This window comes from Chryseobacterium piperi (genome assembly GCF_002285635.2).
Taxonomy (GTDB): Bacteria; Bacteroidota; Bacteroidia; order Flavobacteriales; family Weeksellaceae; genus Chryseobacterium; species Chryseobacterium piperi.
The window spans coordinates 1629451-1645482 of record NZ_CP023049.2; the positions used below are offsets into that span (position 1 = coordinate 1629451).

The 16032-nt window shown below is 34.3% G+C and carries 16 protein-coding genes; 11 read left to right on the forward strand and 5 right to left on the reverse strand.

What is annotated here, in order from left to right; all coding sequences use genetic code 11:
• Positions 1 to 72: 72 nt before the first annotated feature.
• A complete protein-coding gene (gene dnaA, locus CJF12_RS07110; protein ID WP_034685658.1) occupies positions 73 to 1527 on the reverse strand; it encodes a chromosomal replication initiator protein DnaA in 1455 nt (484 codons plus the stop codon).
• Positions 1528 to 1663: 136 nt separating this feature from the next.
• Here dnaA and CJF12_RS07115 point away from each other — a divergent pair, with 136 nt between their 5' ends.
• The 5 genes from CJF12_RS07115 to CJF12_RS07135 all read left to right on the forward strand — a co-directional run bounded on the left by CJF12_RS07115 (position 1664) and on the right by CJF12_RS07135 (position 7004).
• Positions 1664 to 2080: an acyl-CoA thioesterase gene (locus tag CJF12_RS07115; RefSeq protein WP_034685661.1), complete on the forward strand. Its 417-nt coding sequence runs from the start codon at positions 1664 to 1666 to the stop codon at positions 2078 to 2080.
• Positions 2081 to 2188: 108 nt separating this feature from the next.
• A complete protein-coding gene (pheA, locus tag CJF12_RS07120; protein WP_034685662.1) occupies positions 2189 to 3037 on the forward strand; it encodes a prephenate dehydratase in 849 nt (282 codons plus the stop codon).
• A gap of 350 nt (positions 3038 to 3387) precedes the next feature.
• Complete coding sequence (locus tag CJF12_RS07125) at positions 3388 to 4107, forward strand: hypothetical protein (protein WP_034685664.1); 720 nt, start codon at positions 3388 to 3390, stop codon at positions 4105 to 4107.
• A gap of 118 nt (positions 4108 to 4225) precedes the next feature.
• The gene (locus CJF12_RS07130) at positions 4226 to 6457 is read left to right on the forward strand and encodes a DUF2339 domain-containing protein (RefSeq protein WP_034685666.1); all 2232 of its coding nucleotides are present in this window, start codon (positions 4226 to 4228) and stop codon (positions 6455 to 6457) included.
• A gap of 109 nt (positions 6458 to 6566) precedes the next feature.
• Entirely contained in the window at positions 6567 to 7004 is a 438-nt protein-coding gene (locus CJF12_RS07135) for a hypothetical protein (protein WP_034685690.1), read from the forward strand.
• Between the two features lie 63 nt (positions 7005 to 7067).
• On the opposite strand, the gene CJF12_RS07140 is transcribed toward CJF12_RS07135, so the two are convergent.
• Positions 7068 to 8345, reverse strand: a complete 1278-nt coding sequence (locus CJF12_RS07140) for a replication-associated recombination protein A (protein WP_034685668.1) — start codon at positions 8343 to 8345, stop codon at positions 7068 to 7070.
• A 102-nt stretch (positions 8346 to 8447) separates the two neighbouring features.
• Here CJF12_RS07140 and yidD point away from each other — a divergent pair, with 102 nt between their 5' ends.
• Positions 8448 to 8720, forward strand: coding sequence for a membrane protein insertion efficiency factor YidD (gene yidD, locus CJF12_RS07145; RefSeq protein WP_051887324.1), 273 nt, complete (start codon positions 8448 to 8450; stop codon positions 8718 to 8720).
• Between the two features lie 482 nt (positions 8721 to 9202).
• On the forward strand, positions 9203 to 9991 hold the full coding sequence (gene lgt / locus CJF12_RS07150) for a prolipoprotein diacylglyceryl transferase (protein ID WP_262485057.1): 789 nt from the start codon (positions 9203 to 9205) through the stop codon (positions 9989 to 9991).
• Positions 9992 to 10083: 92 nt separating this feature from the next.
• On the opposite strand, the gene CJF12_RS07155 is transcribed toward lgt, so the two are convergent.
• Positions 10084 to 11601 (reverse strand): bifunctional ADP-dependent NAD(P)H-hydrate dehydratase/NAD(P)H-hydrate epimerase, encoded by a 1518-nt coding sequence (locus CJF12_RS07155; RefSeq protein WP_034685670.1) that lies wholly within the window; start codon positions 11599 to 11601, stop codon positions 10084 to 10086.
• Positions 11602 to 11795: 194 nt separating this feature from the next.
• Between CJF12_RS07155 and mscL the strand changes: the two genes are divergently transcribed.
• Positions 11796 to 12179, forward strand: coding sequence for a large conductance mechanosensitive channel protein MscL (gene mscL, locus CJF12_RS07160; RefSeq protein ID WP_034685672.1), 384 nt, complete (start codon positions 11796 to 11798; stop codon positions 12177 to 12179).
• Between the two features lie 61 nt (positions 12180 to 12240).
• Here mscL and CJF12_RS07165 read toward each other — a convergent pair whose 3' ends face one another.
• A complete protein-coding gene (locus CJF12_RS07165; RefSeq protein WP_034685674.1) occupies positions 12241 to 13200 on the reverse strand; it encodes a D-2-hydroxyacid dehydrogenase in 960 nt (319 codons plus the stop codon).
• 59 nt (positions 13201 to 13259) lie between these two features.
• Positions 13260 to 13664 (reverse strand): LNS2 domain-containing protein, encoded by a 405-nt coding sequence (locus CJF12_RS07170; RefSeq protein ID WP_394336995.1) that lies wholly within the window; start codon positions 13662 to 13664, stop codon positions 13260 to 13262.
• Positions 13665 to 13947: 283 nt separating this feature from the next.
• Here CJF12_RS07170 and idi point away from each other — a divergent pair, with 283 nt between their 5' ends.
• The 3 genes from idi to gcvT are packed head-to-tail and all read left to right on the forward strand — an operon-like array spanning position 13948 to position 16016.
• On the forward strand, positions 13948 to 14457 hold the full coding sequence (gene idi / locus CJF12_RS07175) for an isopentenyl-diphosphate Delta-isomerase (protein ID WP_034685676.1): 510 nt from the start codon (positions 13948 to 13950) through the stop codon (positions 14455 to 14457).
• Positions 14458 to 14931, forward strand: coding sequence for a hypothetical protein (locus tag CJF12_RS07180; protein ID WP_034685677.1), 474 nt, complete (start codon positions 14458 to 14460; stop codon positions 14929 to 14931).
• 8 nt (positions 14932 to 14939) lie between these two features.
• Positions 14940 to 16016, forward strand: a complete 1077-nt coding sequence (gcvT, locus tag CJF12_RS07185; protein WP_034685678.1) for a glycine cleavage system aminomethyltransferase GcvT — start codon at positions 14940 to 14942, stop codon at positions 16014 to 16016.
• Positions 16017 to 16032: the final 16 nt, after the last annotated feature.

A 16032-nucleotide genomic window follows, 5' to 3' on the forward strand; every position in this document is an offset into this window, starting at 1 on the left:
TTCAACAAAATTAAACAAAAAAATGAAGAATAATTTCTATCCTTCATTTTCTTTATTTCAAATTAAATTATTTTAGTGCTTAATTCTTTCCGTAAGTTCTTTTACGTATTTTTTCACTTCTTTATCAATCTTTGAAACATCTTTTATCGTTTCGCAGGCATACATTACGGTGGAGTGATCTTTACCTCCCATTTCTTCACCAATTTTAGTAAATGTAGCATTGGTAAATTCTTTAGCGAAATACATAGCCAATTGTCTTGGAAGTGCAATCTCTCTTTTTCTTGTTTTAGAAAGAAGCTGCTCTCTTTTAATTCCAAAATAATCACACACTACTTCCTGAATGAAAGGAATATTGATAATTTTTTTCTGGTTAGCGGCAATCTTATTGATCGTGTCTTTTAATAATTCAAGACTTAAATCAGATTTGTAAATTGTTGAATATGCTATTACTGAATTGATTACACCAATCAATTCTCTCACATTGGTTTTAGCTTCTGCAGCTAAGAAATCCAACATATCTTCTGTAAGAACAATTCCGTCTCTACTTAATTTATCGACGATAATTTTCTTACGGGTTTCCAGATCCGGAGATTTTATTTCTGCAGAAAGCCCCCATTTAAAACGGGAAACAATTCTGTCCTGAATATCCATAATATCAACTGGAGCCTTATCAGAAGTTAGGATAATCTGTTTTCCATTCTGATGTAAGTAATCAAAAATATGGAAGAAACTATCCTGGGTAGCTGATTTCCCGGAAAGAAACTGAATATCATCAATAATTAATACATCTACCATCTGGTAGAAATTCGCAAACTCAGTTTGCTTGTGTGCTTTTGCTGCTGATATAAACTGCTGTATAAATTTTTCAGAAGACAAATAAAGAACTACTTTATCCGGAAACTGACTTTTTACCTCCAGTCCTACCGCTTGTCCCAAGTGCGTTTTACCAACTCCGTATCCACCATATAAAAATAATGGATTGAAAGCTGTTGCTCCAGGTCTTTTGGCAATAGATCTGGCTACTGTAGCAGCGAATTTATTACTTTCTCCTTCTACGTAATTGTCGAAGGAAAAATCAGACTTAAGATTAGAATCTATATTTACTTTTTTAATTCCGGGAACCACAAAAGGGTTTACAATATTTGATGAAAAGCCTTGTGGCATGGTTTCCTGAATTTTTGGAGTAGGAACACTTTTTCCTTTCATATTCATGGTAACAGGTTTTTCCAGGCCGTTAGGCTTATTTTCCATTACCGAATACCATAATTTTACTCCTTTTCCTATATTTTTCTTCAGGGCAGCAGAAAGTAGAGATAAGTAGTTATCTTCAATATACTCTTTGTAAAAATCACTCGGTACCATCAATGTAAGATTGTTGTCAACCAAAGAAATTGGCTGTACTTTATCAAACAACAAGTCGAAAGATTTTTCAAGTTTTTTTAAGTCAGAATTATCTTCAGCTGCGTTGAGATTATCACGCATAAACTGAAGGCACTTCTGCCATATCATCATTAAATTTTCATCCATATTTATGCCCTGATTAATTCTTAGTTAGTACTGTTTTTAGAAGGAAGACAAAGGTCTAATTTTTTATTTTTAAAAAAAAATATTGCGGGTATTGATTATTTAAAAATATATTTGTATGTATAATTTAAGACTAAAAATGATACATACAACACATTCAATACGAGTACGTTACGCTGAAACAGACCCTATGAAATATGTATACTACGGCAACTACGCTGAGTATTTTGAAATCGGAAGAGTTGAGCTTTTTCGCACCATAGGGATCTCGTATGATGAAATTGAAAACCAGGGAATTTGGCTTCCTGTTTCAGAATATAAAATTAAGTATTTAAAACCAGCTTTGTATGATCAAAATTTAGAAATCCATACGTATGTCAAAAAAATTCCGGGAGTGCGAATAGAATTTGAATATGAAATTTACAATGAAGAAGGCACCAAAATTACAGAAGCCTCTACCACCCTGTTCTTTTTAGACTCTAAAACCAATAAAATCATTAAATGTCCCGATTATTTATTGAAATTAATTGAAGAAAATTGGAAAACCGAACAGTAGTTCGGTGAAAAATGCTAAAAATAAACAATAACAATACCGTTAAAGATAAAACATTTTGCTTCCTTTGCATTCAATAAACCTTAGTTTCATACTTATTTTAACAGATATATGAAGATTGCATTTTTAGGGCCTCAGGCCAGCTTTACTCAGCTTGCGACCACCCAGCTATTTCCTAACGAGGATCTTTTTCCACAGGCTAATATTTTAGATTGTTTCAACGCTGTTGAAAATGGAATTGTTGATAAAGCCGTCGTACCTTTAGAAAATTCGATAGAAGGCACTGTTTCAATGACATTGGATTATTTATATAAAACACCATCCATAAAAATTGAGGCTGAAGCAGTAATGCCTATTGCTCATCACCTGATGATTCATCCTGATAATGATATTCAGGCTATTGAAAAGATTTACTCCCATCCCCAGGCATTAGCACAAAGCTTTCACTTTTTGGATTCGGAATATAAAAACATCCAGAGACAGGATTTTTCATCTACTGCCGCCGCCGCTAAACATGTATCTGAAAATCCTGAGCGTAAAATTGCAGCTGTTGCCAATCAATTTGCCGCCAACCTTTATGGACTTAAAATCATTAACCGGAATATTCAGGATTTTGAACAAAACCACACCCGATTTATCGTCATATCGAAAGAAAAAAACACCTACAAGAATGATCGTCTTGAAGTTTTGGGTGAAAAATCCGGATTATTAATAACATTACCGGAAGATCATGCCGGAGGGCTACATCAGGTGTTATCTGTATTCGCATGGCGAAAAATGAACCTTAGTAAAATTGAATCAAGAACGTTAAAAACAGGACTTGGAAATTATTTTTTCTTTATCAATGTAGCAGGAGAATGGCATCCGGTCTTATATGAAAATGCTATTCAGGAACTGGAATCTATCCACGCAACAGTCGATTTTCTAGGCACTTATAAAGAATTCCTCTTAGAAAGTTAAGATAAGACTTCAAAAAATATGTCAACATGTCCACACGATTGATATGACATAATTACCATTATTCTCATTACAAGCTGTCCTATTTTTTGGGCAGCTTAATTTTTTAACAAAAAATTTATTCATCAACATGGGATTTAATCACAAATATTATTATCTTTATCCGAAATTATTTAGGTATAAATACTCATAGCACAAATACGTAATGTTGTTTTAAATATAATTCGTAAATTGTTAAAAAATTACGACCAACAATGGATTAAATTTAAATAATACATAACCAGAAGGCATGATTTTTGCTTTATAATTAAAAACTAACTAAGATCGACCATAATAACTTAAACTTTTAAAACATGAAAACTAAAATTTGCAGTTTAATTCTATCTTTTATTGCATTCCAGGCATTTTCACAAGTAGGAATCAATACCACAACACCACAAGCAACCCTCGATGTAAACGGGGATATGAAAGTTCGTCAACTTCCGATGACTACGAGTTTAACGGGTTTTGACGTCATGATGTACAATATCACTACCGGCGAAGTTCAGCAGGCAGACCCTGTACTAGTAGCTAGTGCCGGAGGAGGAAGTGGTGCTACAAACACCACCGTGTATGCAGCTAAGAAAACAGCAGGAATCAACCTGTTAAGTTTAGGATTATTCCCTTCAGGGTTTAGAGCCGTTAATTTCCTAGCAGCAGAAAGAACTATTGGAAGTGCAGCCTTATTTTCCGATACGGACAATACCTATGTGATTCCATCTGCAGGTGTGTATGCTATAGGATTTACATTCCGATACGGTACAGGATTACAGGCTTCAATATTAGCCAACTCTCCTGGGGTAGGAATTGTTAGAACCAGAGCAGGTGTCGCTACAACAATAGACAGCCGTGCTTTTAGTGGAGCTAACTTAATACTACTAAGTTTAACAATTTCAGAATCCAGCATCAGCTCACTGTATAGCTTACAGGCAGGGGATAAAATCTCTTTCGGGCTGGTAGGATCATCTGCTCTTGATGTAGGATTACTAGGATCAAGTGTCGCTTCATTCTATATTTATAAAGTATCTAACTAAGACTTTTACAATTTAATCACTATACACCATTAATCCATCATGCTCAAGTATGATGGATTAATTGTATATAACTAGGTATTCCAAACATTTAATTATATTTGATAAAACAAATGTAGGCATGGAAAATTCCCTCTTTATTCTATTAATTATAGTGATTGTATTTATTTACAATCATTTAAATAATAAAATACGGAAACTCGAAAACAAAATTTCTGATCTGCAAAGAGGTACACCAAAGGGAAATGTAATATCTGAAATAAAAAAAGAACAAAGCGATACAAGGGAAATATTAAGCACCCCACAGACACAATCAGATACCCAATCTATTTCTCAAAACCAAAGACTGTCTGAAGAAAACATTCCTGTCAGCCAAAAAGATTGGTTCAATCCCATCGTTACTTTTTTCAAGCAAAACATTTTAGCTATTATTGGCATATTCACGCTTGTTCTTGGGATTGGCTATTTTGTAAAGTATGCTATTGATAAAAACTGGATTGGAGAACTTGCCAGAGTGGGAATTGGGTTTTCCATAGGAGCAGCAATACTTATTATCGGCCATTTCCTAAGGAAAAATTATACGATCTTCTCATCAATCATTTTGGGTGGAGGTGTTGCTATTTTATATTTTACTACTACGATAGCGTTCAGAGAATATCATTTATTTTCTCTGAATACAGCATTTACCATTACCTGTCTGATTACGCTTCGGTCTATTGTCCTTTCCTACTATTATAAAAGTGAAGTACTCATCATCTTTTCATTAGTAGGTGGCTTTTTAGCTCCTTTAATGATCAGTAACGGAACAAGTAATTATGTATTTTTATTTACCTATTTATCGGTGTTAAATATCGGCATGCTTATCATTGTTTTCTTAAAGCACTGGAAAAGCGTCGGCTGGGTCTCATTCATTTTTACTTCCTTATATTTATTATACTGGACCGTTGAAAAGACCGAACTCCTGAGTATCTATTTTTATCTTTTCAATTATATTATTTTCTATTTATTTGCCCTACAAGATTATATCAGAAAAAACACACCCTCTACTGCTGATATCTTATTATTGATCCTTATCAATTCCTTTAATACATTAGGACTGGTTTACCTATTCAATACATTAGGTTATGAGCCAGTTAACTTATTCCCTATTATCTTTGCAGTGATCAACGGGTGTTTACTTTTCAGAGAGTACCGAACTAAGAACTTTGGAATTCATTATTCTGTTTTTGCAGGTATTACGATAAGTCTTATTACAATTGCGGTTGCTTTACAGTTTAAAACTCATCTCATTACCAGCATATGGGCTATAGAAGCCACCCTTCTTCTTTTTATCTGGAAGAAGACAAAAATCAATATATTCAGGACATGCTTTTATATATTATTTCCATTGGTCATCATAGCTCAGTTGGTAACATGGTCACAATATTTCACCTCCAAACAGCTCACGGTAATTTTTAATCCATTATTCTTAACAAGTACAGTCACCATTATAACAACTCTATTTAATTTAGTATTATTCAGACAAGTTCCAGAATCCGATAACCAGCGGAACGTTTTTTTTGAAAGCTTATTCAAAATATTCAGTTATGCAATTATTTACTTCGCTCTGTTGTTTGAAATGGCCTATCAGCTTTCAGGAAAACCTTTTGTTATAACTCTTAATTTTGCATTATTACTTAGTATATATTATAGTTTCATCCTGCTATTGTTAAGTAAAAAAATGGAAATGAGCGAACAATTCAAAACCGGGTTTGCTTATATTGTGTTATTACTTATTGCAGCTCATGTTTCCGTATACGCTTCAGAACTCATATCCTCGATTATATCGAAAGAGGTTCCAAAAACAATTTACGGCGTATATCTATTATATTTAATTCCTTTTATATATCTATGCTGGAGACTTTTACCACAACTTCATTTCTTTACAACAAAACTATCATATTGGATGGTTTCCTGTACTATAATTATGGTCATCAGCTACGAACTTTATCATGGGTACATGCTAGGAAATGTCGAAAATATTTCAAATTTCTATCCTTCACAAAAACACTTTAGTATTTTATATTTACCCATCATATGGGCCGTTCTTGCTAGTGCTTTTATTTATATGGGCTTGAAAAAAGATCTTAATGAGCTTAGCAAGATAGGATTTACCCTCATTGCTGTTATGATTGTAAAGCTATACGCATATGATGTCTGGAAAATGGATAATATTTCCAGGATCATTGCATTTATTCTATTAGGAGTTATTTTATTATTAAGCTCCTTCATGTTTCAAAGATTAAAAAACATCATTAGAAATCTGGTTGAAAAAAAAGAAGAGAACATTGAACATGAAAATTTAAAATCCTAACAAAACGTTTTATTTATATAAAATTTTCAAATTATCATAATTTTTCATTCATATTTTATAAAAAACAATTATATTTAACAAGTTTTTAATAGTTACTTATTCAATGATTATGAAAAAAATATTCTACTCTTTTTTATTATTTTCTTCTGTTTGTATATTCGGTCAGAAGAATCCTGCTGTTAAATTTGCAGTAGCTAATGATATTGTCGGTACAATAGATATGTTTAAGGACAAATCAGATTTCATTCAAAGTATGCACGTTTATAAAACTCCTGCTACCCTTCCACAGAATCTTAAGAAGTTCAGCAATATTGCAGAAAACGGATTCGCAGAATTCAAGCTAAAAAAAGGTTATGAAAATTTAGACCGAATCACTTTATCAGAGCTTAACAAACAGAATAATCTACCTCAGGACAATCCGGTAATTATTGAAGGCTATGAATTCGCTAATACAGACACTCTTGTTTTTGGAGACATTCTAGCAAAAACAGAAGTAAAAGATTACAATGGAAAAAAATCATTGTTTATCAGCACTACTCAGAAATAGATTTCAACATTATATTTAAATAAAAAAGGATATTCAAATTGAGTATCCTTTTAATTTTAATATCTAATATTTATTATTCCACTTTTTCTTAAGCTCTTCATAAATCTTTTTCTCGGTTGCATTATTTCCCGGCTCATATAGCTTTACATCTTTAATCTCTTCGGGAAGAAAATCCTGATTCACAAAGCTGCCTTCATAAGAATGTGCATACTTATACTCTTTGCCATAATTCAGATCTTTCATCAGTTTGGTAGGAGCATTTCTAAGATGTAACGGAACAGGCAGATTTCCCGTTTGTTTCACTAATGCTAAAGCATCATTAATAGCCATATAAGCAGAATTACTTTTGGGTGACACCGCAAGATACACAGCTGCTTCACTTAAAATAATCCTTGCTTCCGGATTACCAATGACATTAACCGCCTGAAAACAATTATTAGCAACAACCAGTGCATTAGGATTGGCAAGGCCAATATCCTCAGCAGCCAGAATAAGCATCCTTCTGGCAATAAATTTAATATCCTCTCCACCGGCAATCATCCTTGCCAGCCAATATACAGCTCCATTAGGATCACTCCCCCGCATTGACTTTATAAATGCCGAAATAATATCATAATGTTGTTCTCCGTTTTTATCATATAGTGCCATGGTCTCCTGAAGAATCGCAAGAACATCTTCATTGGACACTTCTTTCAGATCGGAATTTTTATACTGGTTTAGAACCAGCTCAACCGAATTAATTAGCTTTCGGGCATCACCTCCGGAATATTGGATCAGCGCTTCTTTTTCTATAAATTTAAAATCCGTATTCTCATCATCATTGTATCTCTTTGACGCTATATCCACAAGTTCTTCCAGCTTTTCATAACTCAACGCTTTCAATATATACACCTGGCTTCTGGAAAGCAAAGCTGAAACGACTTCAAAACTGGGATTTTCTGTGGTTGCACCAATCAGCACAATCCACCCTTTTTCTACTGCATGCAACAACGAATCCTGCTGAGACTTATTAAAACGATGAATCTCGTCAATAAACAAGATCGGTGACTTCCCTGAAAATAAATTTTGTTTTTTAGCTTCGTCAATAACATCTCTAACGTCTTTAACGCCAGAAGAAACAGCAGATAGCTTATAAAATTTTCTTCCGGATTTTTCAGAAATTATTTCCGCTAGGGTTGTTTTCCCCGTTCCGGGTGGTCCCCAAAAAATCAAAGAATTCAGGGCGTCATTTTCAATCATCTTTCTTATGGTTCCTTTTTCACCGGTAAGATGTTCCTGCCCAAGTACTTCATCCAGAGTTTTGGGTCTTAATTTTTCAGCTAATGGAATATTTTGATTCAAGATATTTTACAATTTTTGTTGAACAGCCTCAGGTTTATCGATCCTTAAACTTATAACAAATTTAAACTAATTTTCATTTTTTTACCCTATTTTTGCATTGTTTTGAAACTTACAATCCATAAAATCATAACATTTCCTTTGGTAATTTTAATCAAATTCTACCAATGGTTTATTTCGCCCTTACTTCCGAAAAACTGCCGTTATGAACCCACCTGTTCACATTATATGGTGGAGGCTTTGCAGACACATGGCATTTTTAAGGGTTTATGGCTAGGGATTAGAAGGATTTTAAAATGTCACCCATGGGGAGGAAGTGGATACGATCCAGTTCCCCCTAAAATTAAAAATTCAATACATAAACTATCAAAAAAATAGAAATGAGTAATATTTTTTTCAGAATTTACCTTGTCGTATTTGCATTCATAACCCAATGTTTTTTCGCACAGGAATATCCCGGCGGTTTATCTGACGGAACACTAAAAGTAAACACTACGGAAATCCCCGTAAAAATCTTTACCACAACGGAGGTTAGTGATTTAGATGCCTTTGCAGGGAAAAAAATCGACCAGAATGTTTTGGTAATTCTGAATAAATCCAACTTCGAACCTGCTTATTACAACTTCAGCTCTTTGATTTTAAGCAAGTTTAAAAGTGAAAACTATCAGTTTTTTGATAAAAATTTTAAATTAATTCAAACTGCAGCTACTTCTGAAAACATTCAAACATTTAAATATGCTGTAAAATCTGATAAGCCTATAAGTGCATCTGACCAGGTGGAACTTGAAACTCCATTTAAAATATGGGATCCATCTAACGGAATTAAACTAGGACCCGTTACTTTACATTTTTACAGTCTGATGTTCATTTTCGCTTTTGGATTTGGTTATATTTTAATGACAAAGATCTTTAAAATTGACAACGTTAACCAAAAATATTTAGAGCCTCTTTTCACGTGGACTCTGATAGGAACTATTCTTGGTGCAAGATTAGGGCATGTTATTTTCTACCAGCCGGAATTATTCAAAGAAGACTTCTGGAGTGTCTTTTTACCCATAAGTACAAAAAATGGATTTAAATTCACAGGATTCTCAGGATTGGCTAGCCATGGTGCAACGATCGCATTAATCTTAACAACCCTTTATTATTGTTTTAAAATTATTAAAAAGAATCCTTTCTGGGTATATGACAGATTGGGAATCGTAGTATCTCTTGGAGGCGCTTTTGTGAGAATGGGTAATTTTTTCAACTCGGAAATCGTAGGGAAGCCAGTAGATCCTAATTCACCATTTGCATTGCTTTTCCCACAACAGAGCAGCGAATATGGGATAACAGTCCCGCGTTATCCAACTCAGCTTTTTGAAGCTTTCGGATACATCTGTCTGTTTATACTCCTATGGGTTCTTTATAAAAAGACAGACAAAAAATACCAGCAGGGATGGTTATTTGGTTTGTTCTTTATTATCCTTTGGGCGATAAGATTCTTTGTAGAGTTCCTAAAAGAGCCTCAGGGTGATGAGTTTATTCAAATGGGTGGTCTAAACACAGGTCAGGTGCTGTCTATTCCTTTTATGATTGCAGGAGTTGTGATCATGTTCATGTCTAAAAAGTTCAAAATCACTCAGGCAGAAAATGCTAAGCCAGAGTAATTGAATTTCAAAATAAAACAAAAAAGCCACAATTGAATTGTGGCTTTTTTGTTTTTGATATACATTCTAAATCGGGTATGAAAGTAGGATGCTTATAATTTTATAGCAACTCTTCTATTCACTCTTTCAAAAACGTTTCCGAATTCATTAACAACGTCATTCGGAAGCATTGATTCTTTGGAATGTTTTTCAGCGGCAAGATCAGCAGCTTTTCCATGCAGCCAAACGCCAAATAAAGCAGCTTCTTTTTCAGAATATCCCTGAGCCAGCAATGAGGCTAAAACTCCGGTCAGAATATCTCCACTTCCTCCTTTAGCCAGTCCTGAATTTCCTGTTACATTATAATAGACCTTACCTTCAGGCGTAATAACCTGTGTATGATGATCTTTTAAAACAATATAAATCTGGAATTCCTGAGCTTTATTACGAGCCAGCTCTAATCTTTCGAAAGAGTTTTCTGTTGCTCCGAATAATCGTTCAAATTCTTTTGGATGGGGAGTAATAACAGACCCTTTAGGGAACAATTTTAAGTTTTTCTTATTTTCAGCAATAATATTTAGAGCATCAGCATCTAAAACCAATGGCTTTGAATAAGTCTTCAAAAATTGCAGAAGACTTTTTTGTGTTTCCGGATGGGTTCCTAAACCAGGTCCAACTCCATAAACCGAATCGTCATCCTTCTCAAAGTGATCAATGTGCTGATCCCCTCCTTTAATAAACATGGCTTCAGGACATGAACTTTGCAAAATTTCATAGCCGCATCCCGGAGCAAGCGTAAAAGTAAGACCAGCACCTGCTCTCAGAGCAGATCGGGTTGAAAGCACTGCTGCCCCAATTTTCCCAAAGCTTCCTGCAATCATTGTTATCTTACCGTAAGTTCCTTTGTGAGCAAAATCCTGTCTGGGTCTAAAGGTTCTTTTAATAAGTTTCTCATCAATGACAAAATAACCGGTATCTGCAGCAGAAATATAATCTTCGCTCAGTTCAATATCCAGAATTTCTACCTTCCCAGTAAAATAACCGGTTTCAGGATGTAAAAAACTTCTCTTCCAGAACTGGAAGCTCAACGTGTAATCTGCTTTAAAAATGGTTGAATTATCATTGGAAACAGTATCTGCAAAAAGTCCGGATGGAATGTCAATAGATATTTTAACCAAATCAATCCCATTCAATTGATCCACAAGTTCCTTGTACTCCTCTTCCAGTTCTTTTGATAAACCGGTTCCGAAAAGTGCATCAATAATAATGGTATTGGAACCAAGGTTATTCTGTTCAACTTCATTGAATTTTTTTATCGAAACTCCGGAAATCCCTTCCAGTCTTTCAAAATTCACCTGTGCATCATCAGAAAACTCCGGTTTTGAACCATTGATAAACACATCTACATCAAAGCCCTTTAAGTATAATAGCCTTGCAATAGCAAGCCCATCCCCTCCATTATTCCCTTTTCCGCAGAAAACAGCAAACTTATTGTGATTTTTACAGTTTTCTGTTATCCAGCTCACACACGATTGTGCAGCCCTTTCCATTAGCCTTATAGAAGAAATCTGATCGTTTAAAATAGTAAACTCATCGCATTCTTTTATTTGCTTCGTCGTAAATATTTTCATGTCGTATTAGTATGGAGTCTAATTTATAAAATATTTTCTATTAATCCCTAATCGAACAGCGGAAGTCATTTAATATTTAAATAGACCAAGGAAACAATATTTTTTATAGATAAACGCAAATAAATGTCCTGTAAAAGAATAAAAAATAACAATTTTAATTATATTTGTGCAACACAACATTAAAAAAATAAATTATGGGATTTCTAAAAGAATTTAAGGAATTTGCAGTCAAAGGCAATGTCATTGATCTAGCGGTAGGGGTTATCATCGGTGCAGCCTTTGGAAAAATTGTTTCGTCATTTGTAGAAGACGTTGTTACACCTCTTTTACTGAATCCTGCTTTGAAAGCTGCAGGTGCTGAGAATATCAAATCATTAGTTTGGAATGGAGTTACTTATGGTAACTTTTTAGCAGCAGTTATTAACTTCTTATGTATTGCTCTTGTTCTATTTATGATGATTAAAGGAATCAACAAGATGTCAAAACCAAAAGAAGAAGCCGCTCCTGCCGGACCTACTGATGACCAAAAATTACTAACAGAAATCAGAGACTTGCTAAAAAGCAAAAATAACATATAAATAAAAAAACACCTCAATTGAATTGAGGTGTTTTCTTTTATTATTGTTACACTAAGTAAAATTAGTGAATCTGTAAAATACTTGAAATCTGATCAGCCAGGGAAAGACCTATTCTATCCTGTGCTTCTAATGTTGATGCTCCCGTATGAGGGGTTAACGAAATCTTTGAATGATTCAGAATTTCTTTAGAAGGCGTTGGTTCATTAATGAATACATCCAGTCCCGCAAACTTTACTTTTCCTGAGTCTAAAGCTTCAATTAAAGCAGCTTCATCAATGACTCCGCCTCTTGAACAATTAACAATAGCTACCCCATCCTTCATCATATTCAATTCGTTTTTACCAATCATATATCCATCTTTTTGAGCCGGAACATGAAGGGTAATAAAGTCTGAATGTTTTAATACTTCCTGCAATGGTTCTGTTTCAATATCTACATTGATAAACTGATTGTTATAGAATTTTACTTTGATACTCGCTCTTCCTACATTATTATCTGCAGCAACCACTCTCATTCCCAAACCTAAAGCAATTCTGGCCACCTCTTGTCCGATTCTTCCCATCCCAATGATACCAATGGTCTTACCTCTTAGTTCAATTCCTTTAGCATATGATTTCTTAAGAGCTGCAAACTCACTATCTCCTACTACAGGCATTTTTCTGTTGGAATCCTGCAAAAATCTTGCTCCGGAAAACAAGTGTGCAAAGACCAGCTCAGCAACCGACTCTGATGAAGCGGCCGGAGTATTGATAACGTGAATTCCTTTTTCTCTTGCATAGTCTACATCAATATTATCCATACCAACCCCACCTCTACCGATAATCTCAATAGATGGGCAGTTATCAATAATATCCTTCCTTACCTGCGTTGCACTGCGAACCAGTAAAGTACGAACCTTATGTTCATTGATATAATCTACTAAAAACTCCTGTGGAACTTTTGTCGTGATTACTTCAAACCCCTTTTCAGTTAATGCATCAATTCCAGATTGATCCAGACCGTCATTTGCTAAAACTTTCATGTAGAACTTTTATATTTTTTGAATTTGGATAAATGCACCCTTAGGCTCATTTATTATACTTAGTCTTTAAAAACTTCAATGGTAACTTGTTTCTCAACCAAATCAGTAAACTTACCTTTATATCGTGTTGCTCTCACCAGATGATTGTCTATCCAGTGATAATTACCTCCTCTTGGTTTTCCGCATAATACACTGTGATATTTAAATCCGTGTTTATCCAGCCAGTCAATGGTAATTTGTTTTAAATTCTCGGTTCTTGAAGTAAAAAAACAGATCTGATGACCTTCGTCATACCATTTATTAATTGTTTCCAGAGCATCAGGATAAGGCTCACAGGTAACCATTCTCTCGGGCTCTTCGTTAGGAACATCATCTGTAATGGTTCCGTCAATATCTATTAGGTAATTTTTCACTCCGTCCTTCAGTATAGGACTTATATGTTCGATATAATCTAACTCCATCATTAAAATTTGAATTGCGAAGTTACAATTTTTACAGGAAAGAGGATTGTTAAACTTAGTTTATGTTTAAATTAAACTACAATAAATACTATTTAATGAATAAAATAAACATTAATCTTGTCAGTTATACAATTATGATTAAAATTTTTCTGTTTTTTCATAAAAACCAAGAAATGTAAATATTGAAACCCAGGTTTTTATCTATTTTACATTTCTCCTGTAAGCATCTCTATGATGTTTTACCAAAAATTTCCAAAATACATTTATAAGACTTACATTTGTAGTAATGGAAGAATTCGTAGTCTTAGTAAACCCTGAAGATGATGTTTTAGGTTTGATGGAAAAGCAGCAGGCTCACATTAACGGCTTGCTACACCGTGCGTTTTCCGTATTTTTATTTAATGATAAAGGTGAGATGCTTTTACAAAAAAGGGCTTCGGAAAAATACCATTCTCCTAACCAGTGGACCAATGCCGTTTGCTCACATCCGAGAATTGGTGAAACTTACCTGGAAGGAGCAAAGCGCAGAGTAAAGGAAGAGTTGGGAATAGACACAGAACTTTCAGAAAAATTCAATTTTATTTATAAAGCAGATGTTGGCGGTGGCCTTTGGGAACATGAATTAGATCATGTATTCACAGGAAATTATGCTGCTGAATTCAACCTAAATAAAAAAGAAGTAGAGGAAGTAAGATACATTTCTATGGAAGATCTCGACAGAGAAATATCTGAAAATCCCCAGAATTTTACAGAATGGTTTAAAATCATTCTGGAGGAATATAAACACCATTTTTAGATGATAAAAAATACAATAATCGTATTAACGTTTTTGCTTGGATATTTTTCATTTGCCCAGAAAACAAAGACTTATGAAAATTCCAGCTATTCAATTAATGTTCCTGAAGGATGGAAAGCAACTAATGACAATGAGATTGTCAATATCTTTCCGGTCAATGAAATAGGAGCCATTACCATTTCCGAATATCATGATCTGGCTATTCCGAAAGAAGAAATCAAAAAATTCGTCCTTGCCCTTTACAAGTCTAATGATGATGAAAGTAAAGTAAAAACTAACAAAGGTAAAAAAGGATATACGGAATACTACTATGAGTATTTTGATGAGCAGGAAAAGCTTTTCTGGATTACCAGGGTCTTCCAGAAAGACAAAGAGCTATTCCTTATTACCATTAATTGCGGACAGAAATACTGGAATGGAAACTACATGAACCTTTTCAACGAGACTTTCAACAGTTTTAAAATAAAGAAATAAAATAAAAAATGAAGAAAACAGCCTTGTACGACAAACACGTTTCTTTGGGAGCGAAAATAGTACCTTTCGCAGGCTTTGAGATGCCTGTGCAATATTCCGGAGTTACGGAAGAACATTTTGCAGTAAGAGAAAAAGCGGGAATTTTCGATGTTTCTCACATGGGACAATTTTTTATCGAAGGACCGGGCGCCAGAGATCTTTTACAATTGGTTACCACCAATAATGTAGATGTTCTTGAAAAAGGAAAAGCTCAATACTCTTGTCTTCCTAACGAAAACGGAGGAATTGTAGACGATCTTATTGTTTACAAAATGGAAGATGAAAAATACTTTGTGGTTGTCAATGCATCAAATATTGATAAAGACTGGGATCATATTTCAAAATACAATACTTTCGGAGCTACAATGACCAATGCTTCAGATGAAATGTCTCTTTTAGCTGTACAAGGTCCGAAAGCTACGGAAATTCTTCAAAAGCTTACTGACGTTAATCTGTCTGAAATTCCTTATTATCACTTCACAGTGGGATCACTTGCAGGAGCTAATGATATCATTATTTCAAACACTGGATATACCGGAAGCGGCGGATTTGAAATCTATTTTAAAAATGAAAATGCTGAAACACTTTGGGATGCAATCATCAAAGCAGGAGAAGAAGAAGGCATTATTCCTTGCGGATTAGCTGCAAGAGATACGTTAAGATTAGAAAAAGGATTCTGTCTGTATGGAAATGATATCGACGATACTACTTCTCCTATTGAAGCAGGATTAGGATGGATTACCAAATTTGATAAAGATTTCGTTTCAAAAGATATTTTTGCAAAGCAAAAAGAAGAAGGTATCACCAGAAAACTGGTTGGTTTTGAGCTTGAGGATAAAGGAGTTCCAAGACACGACTATCCTGTAGTGGATGCAGAAGGAAATGTTATCGGAAAAGTGACTTCAGGAACGCAGTCACCAATGAAAAAAGTTGGTTTAGGATTAGCGTATGTTGATAAGCCTCATTTCAAATTAGGTTCAGAAATCTTTATCCAGGTTAGAAATAAAAATATTCCTGCAAAAGTAGTTAAGGCTCCTTTTGTTTAGATAAAAAATTCTATTG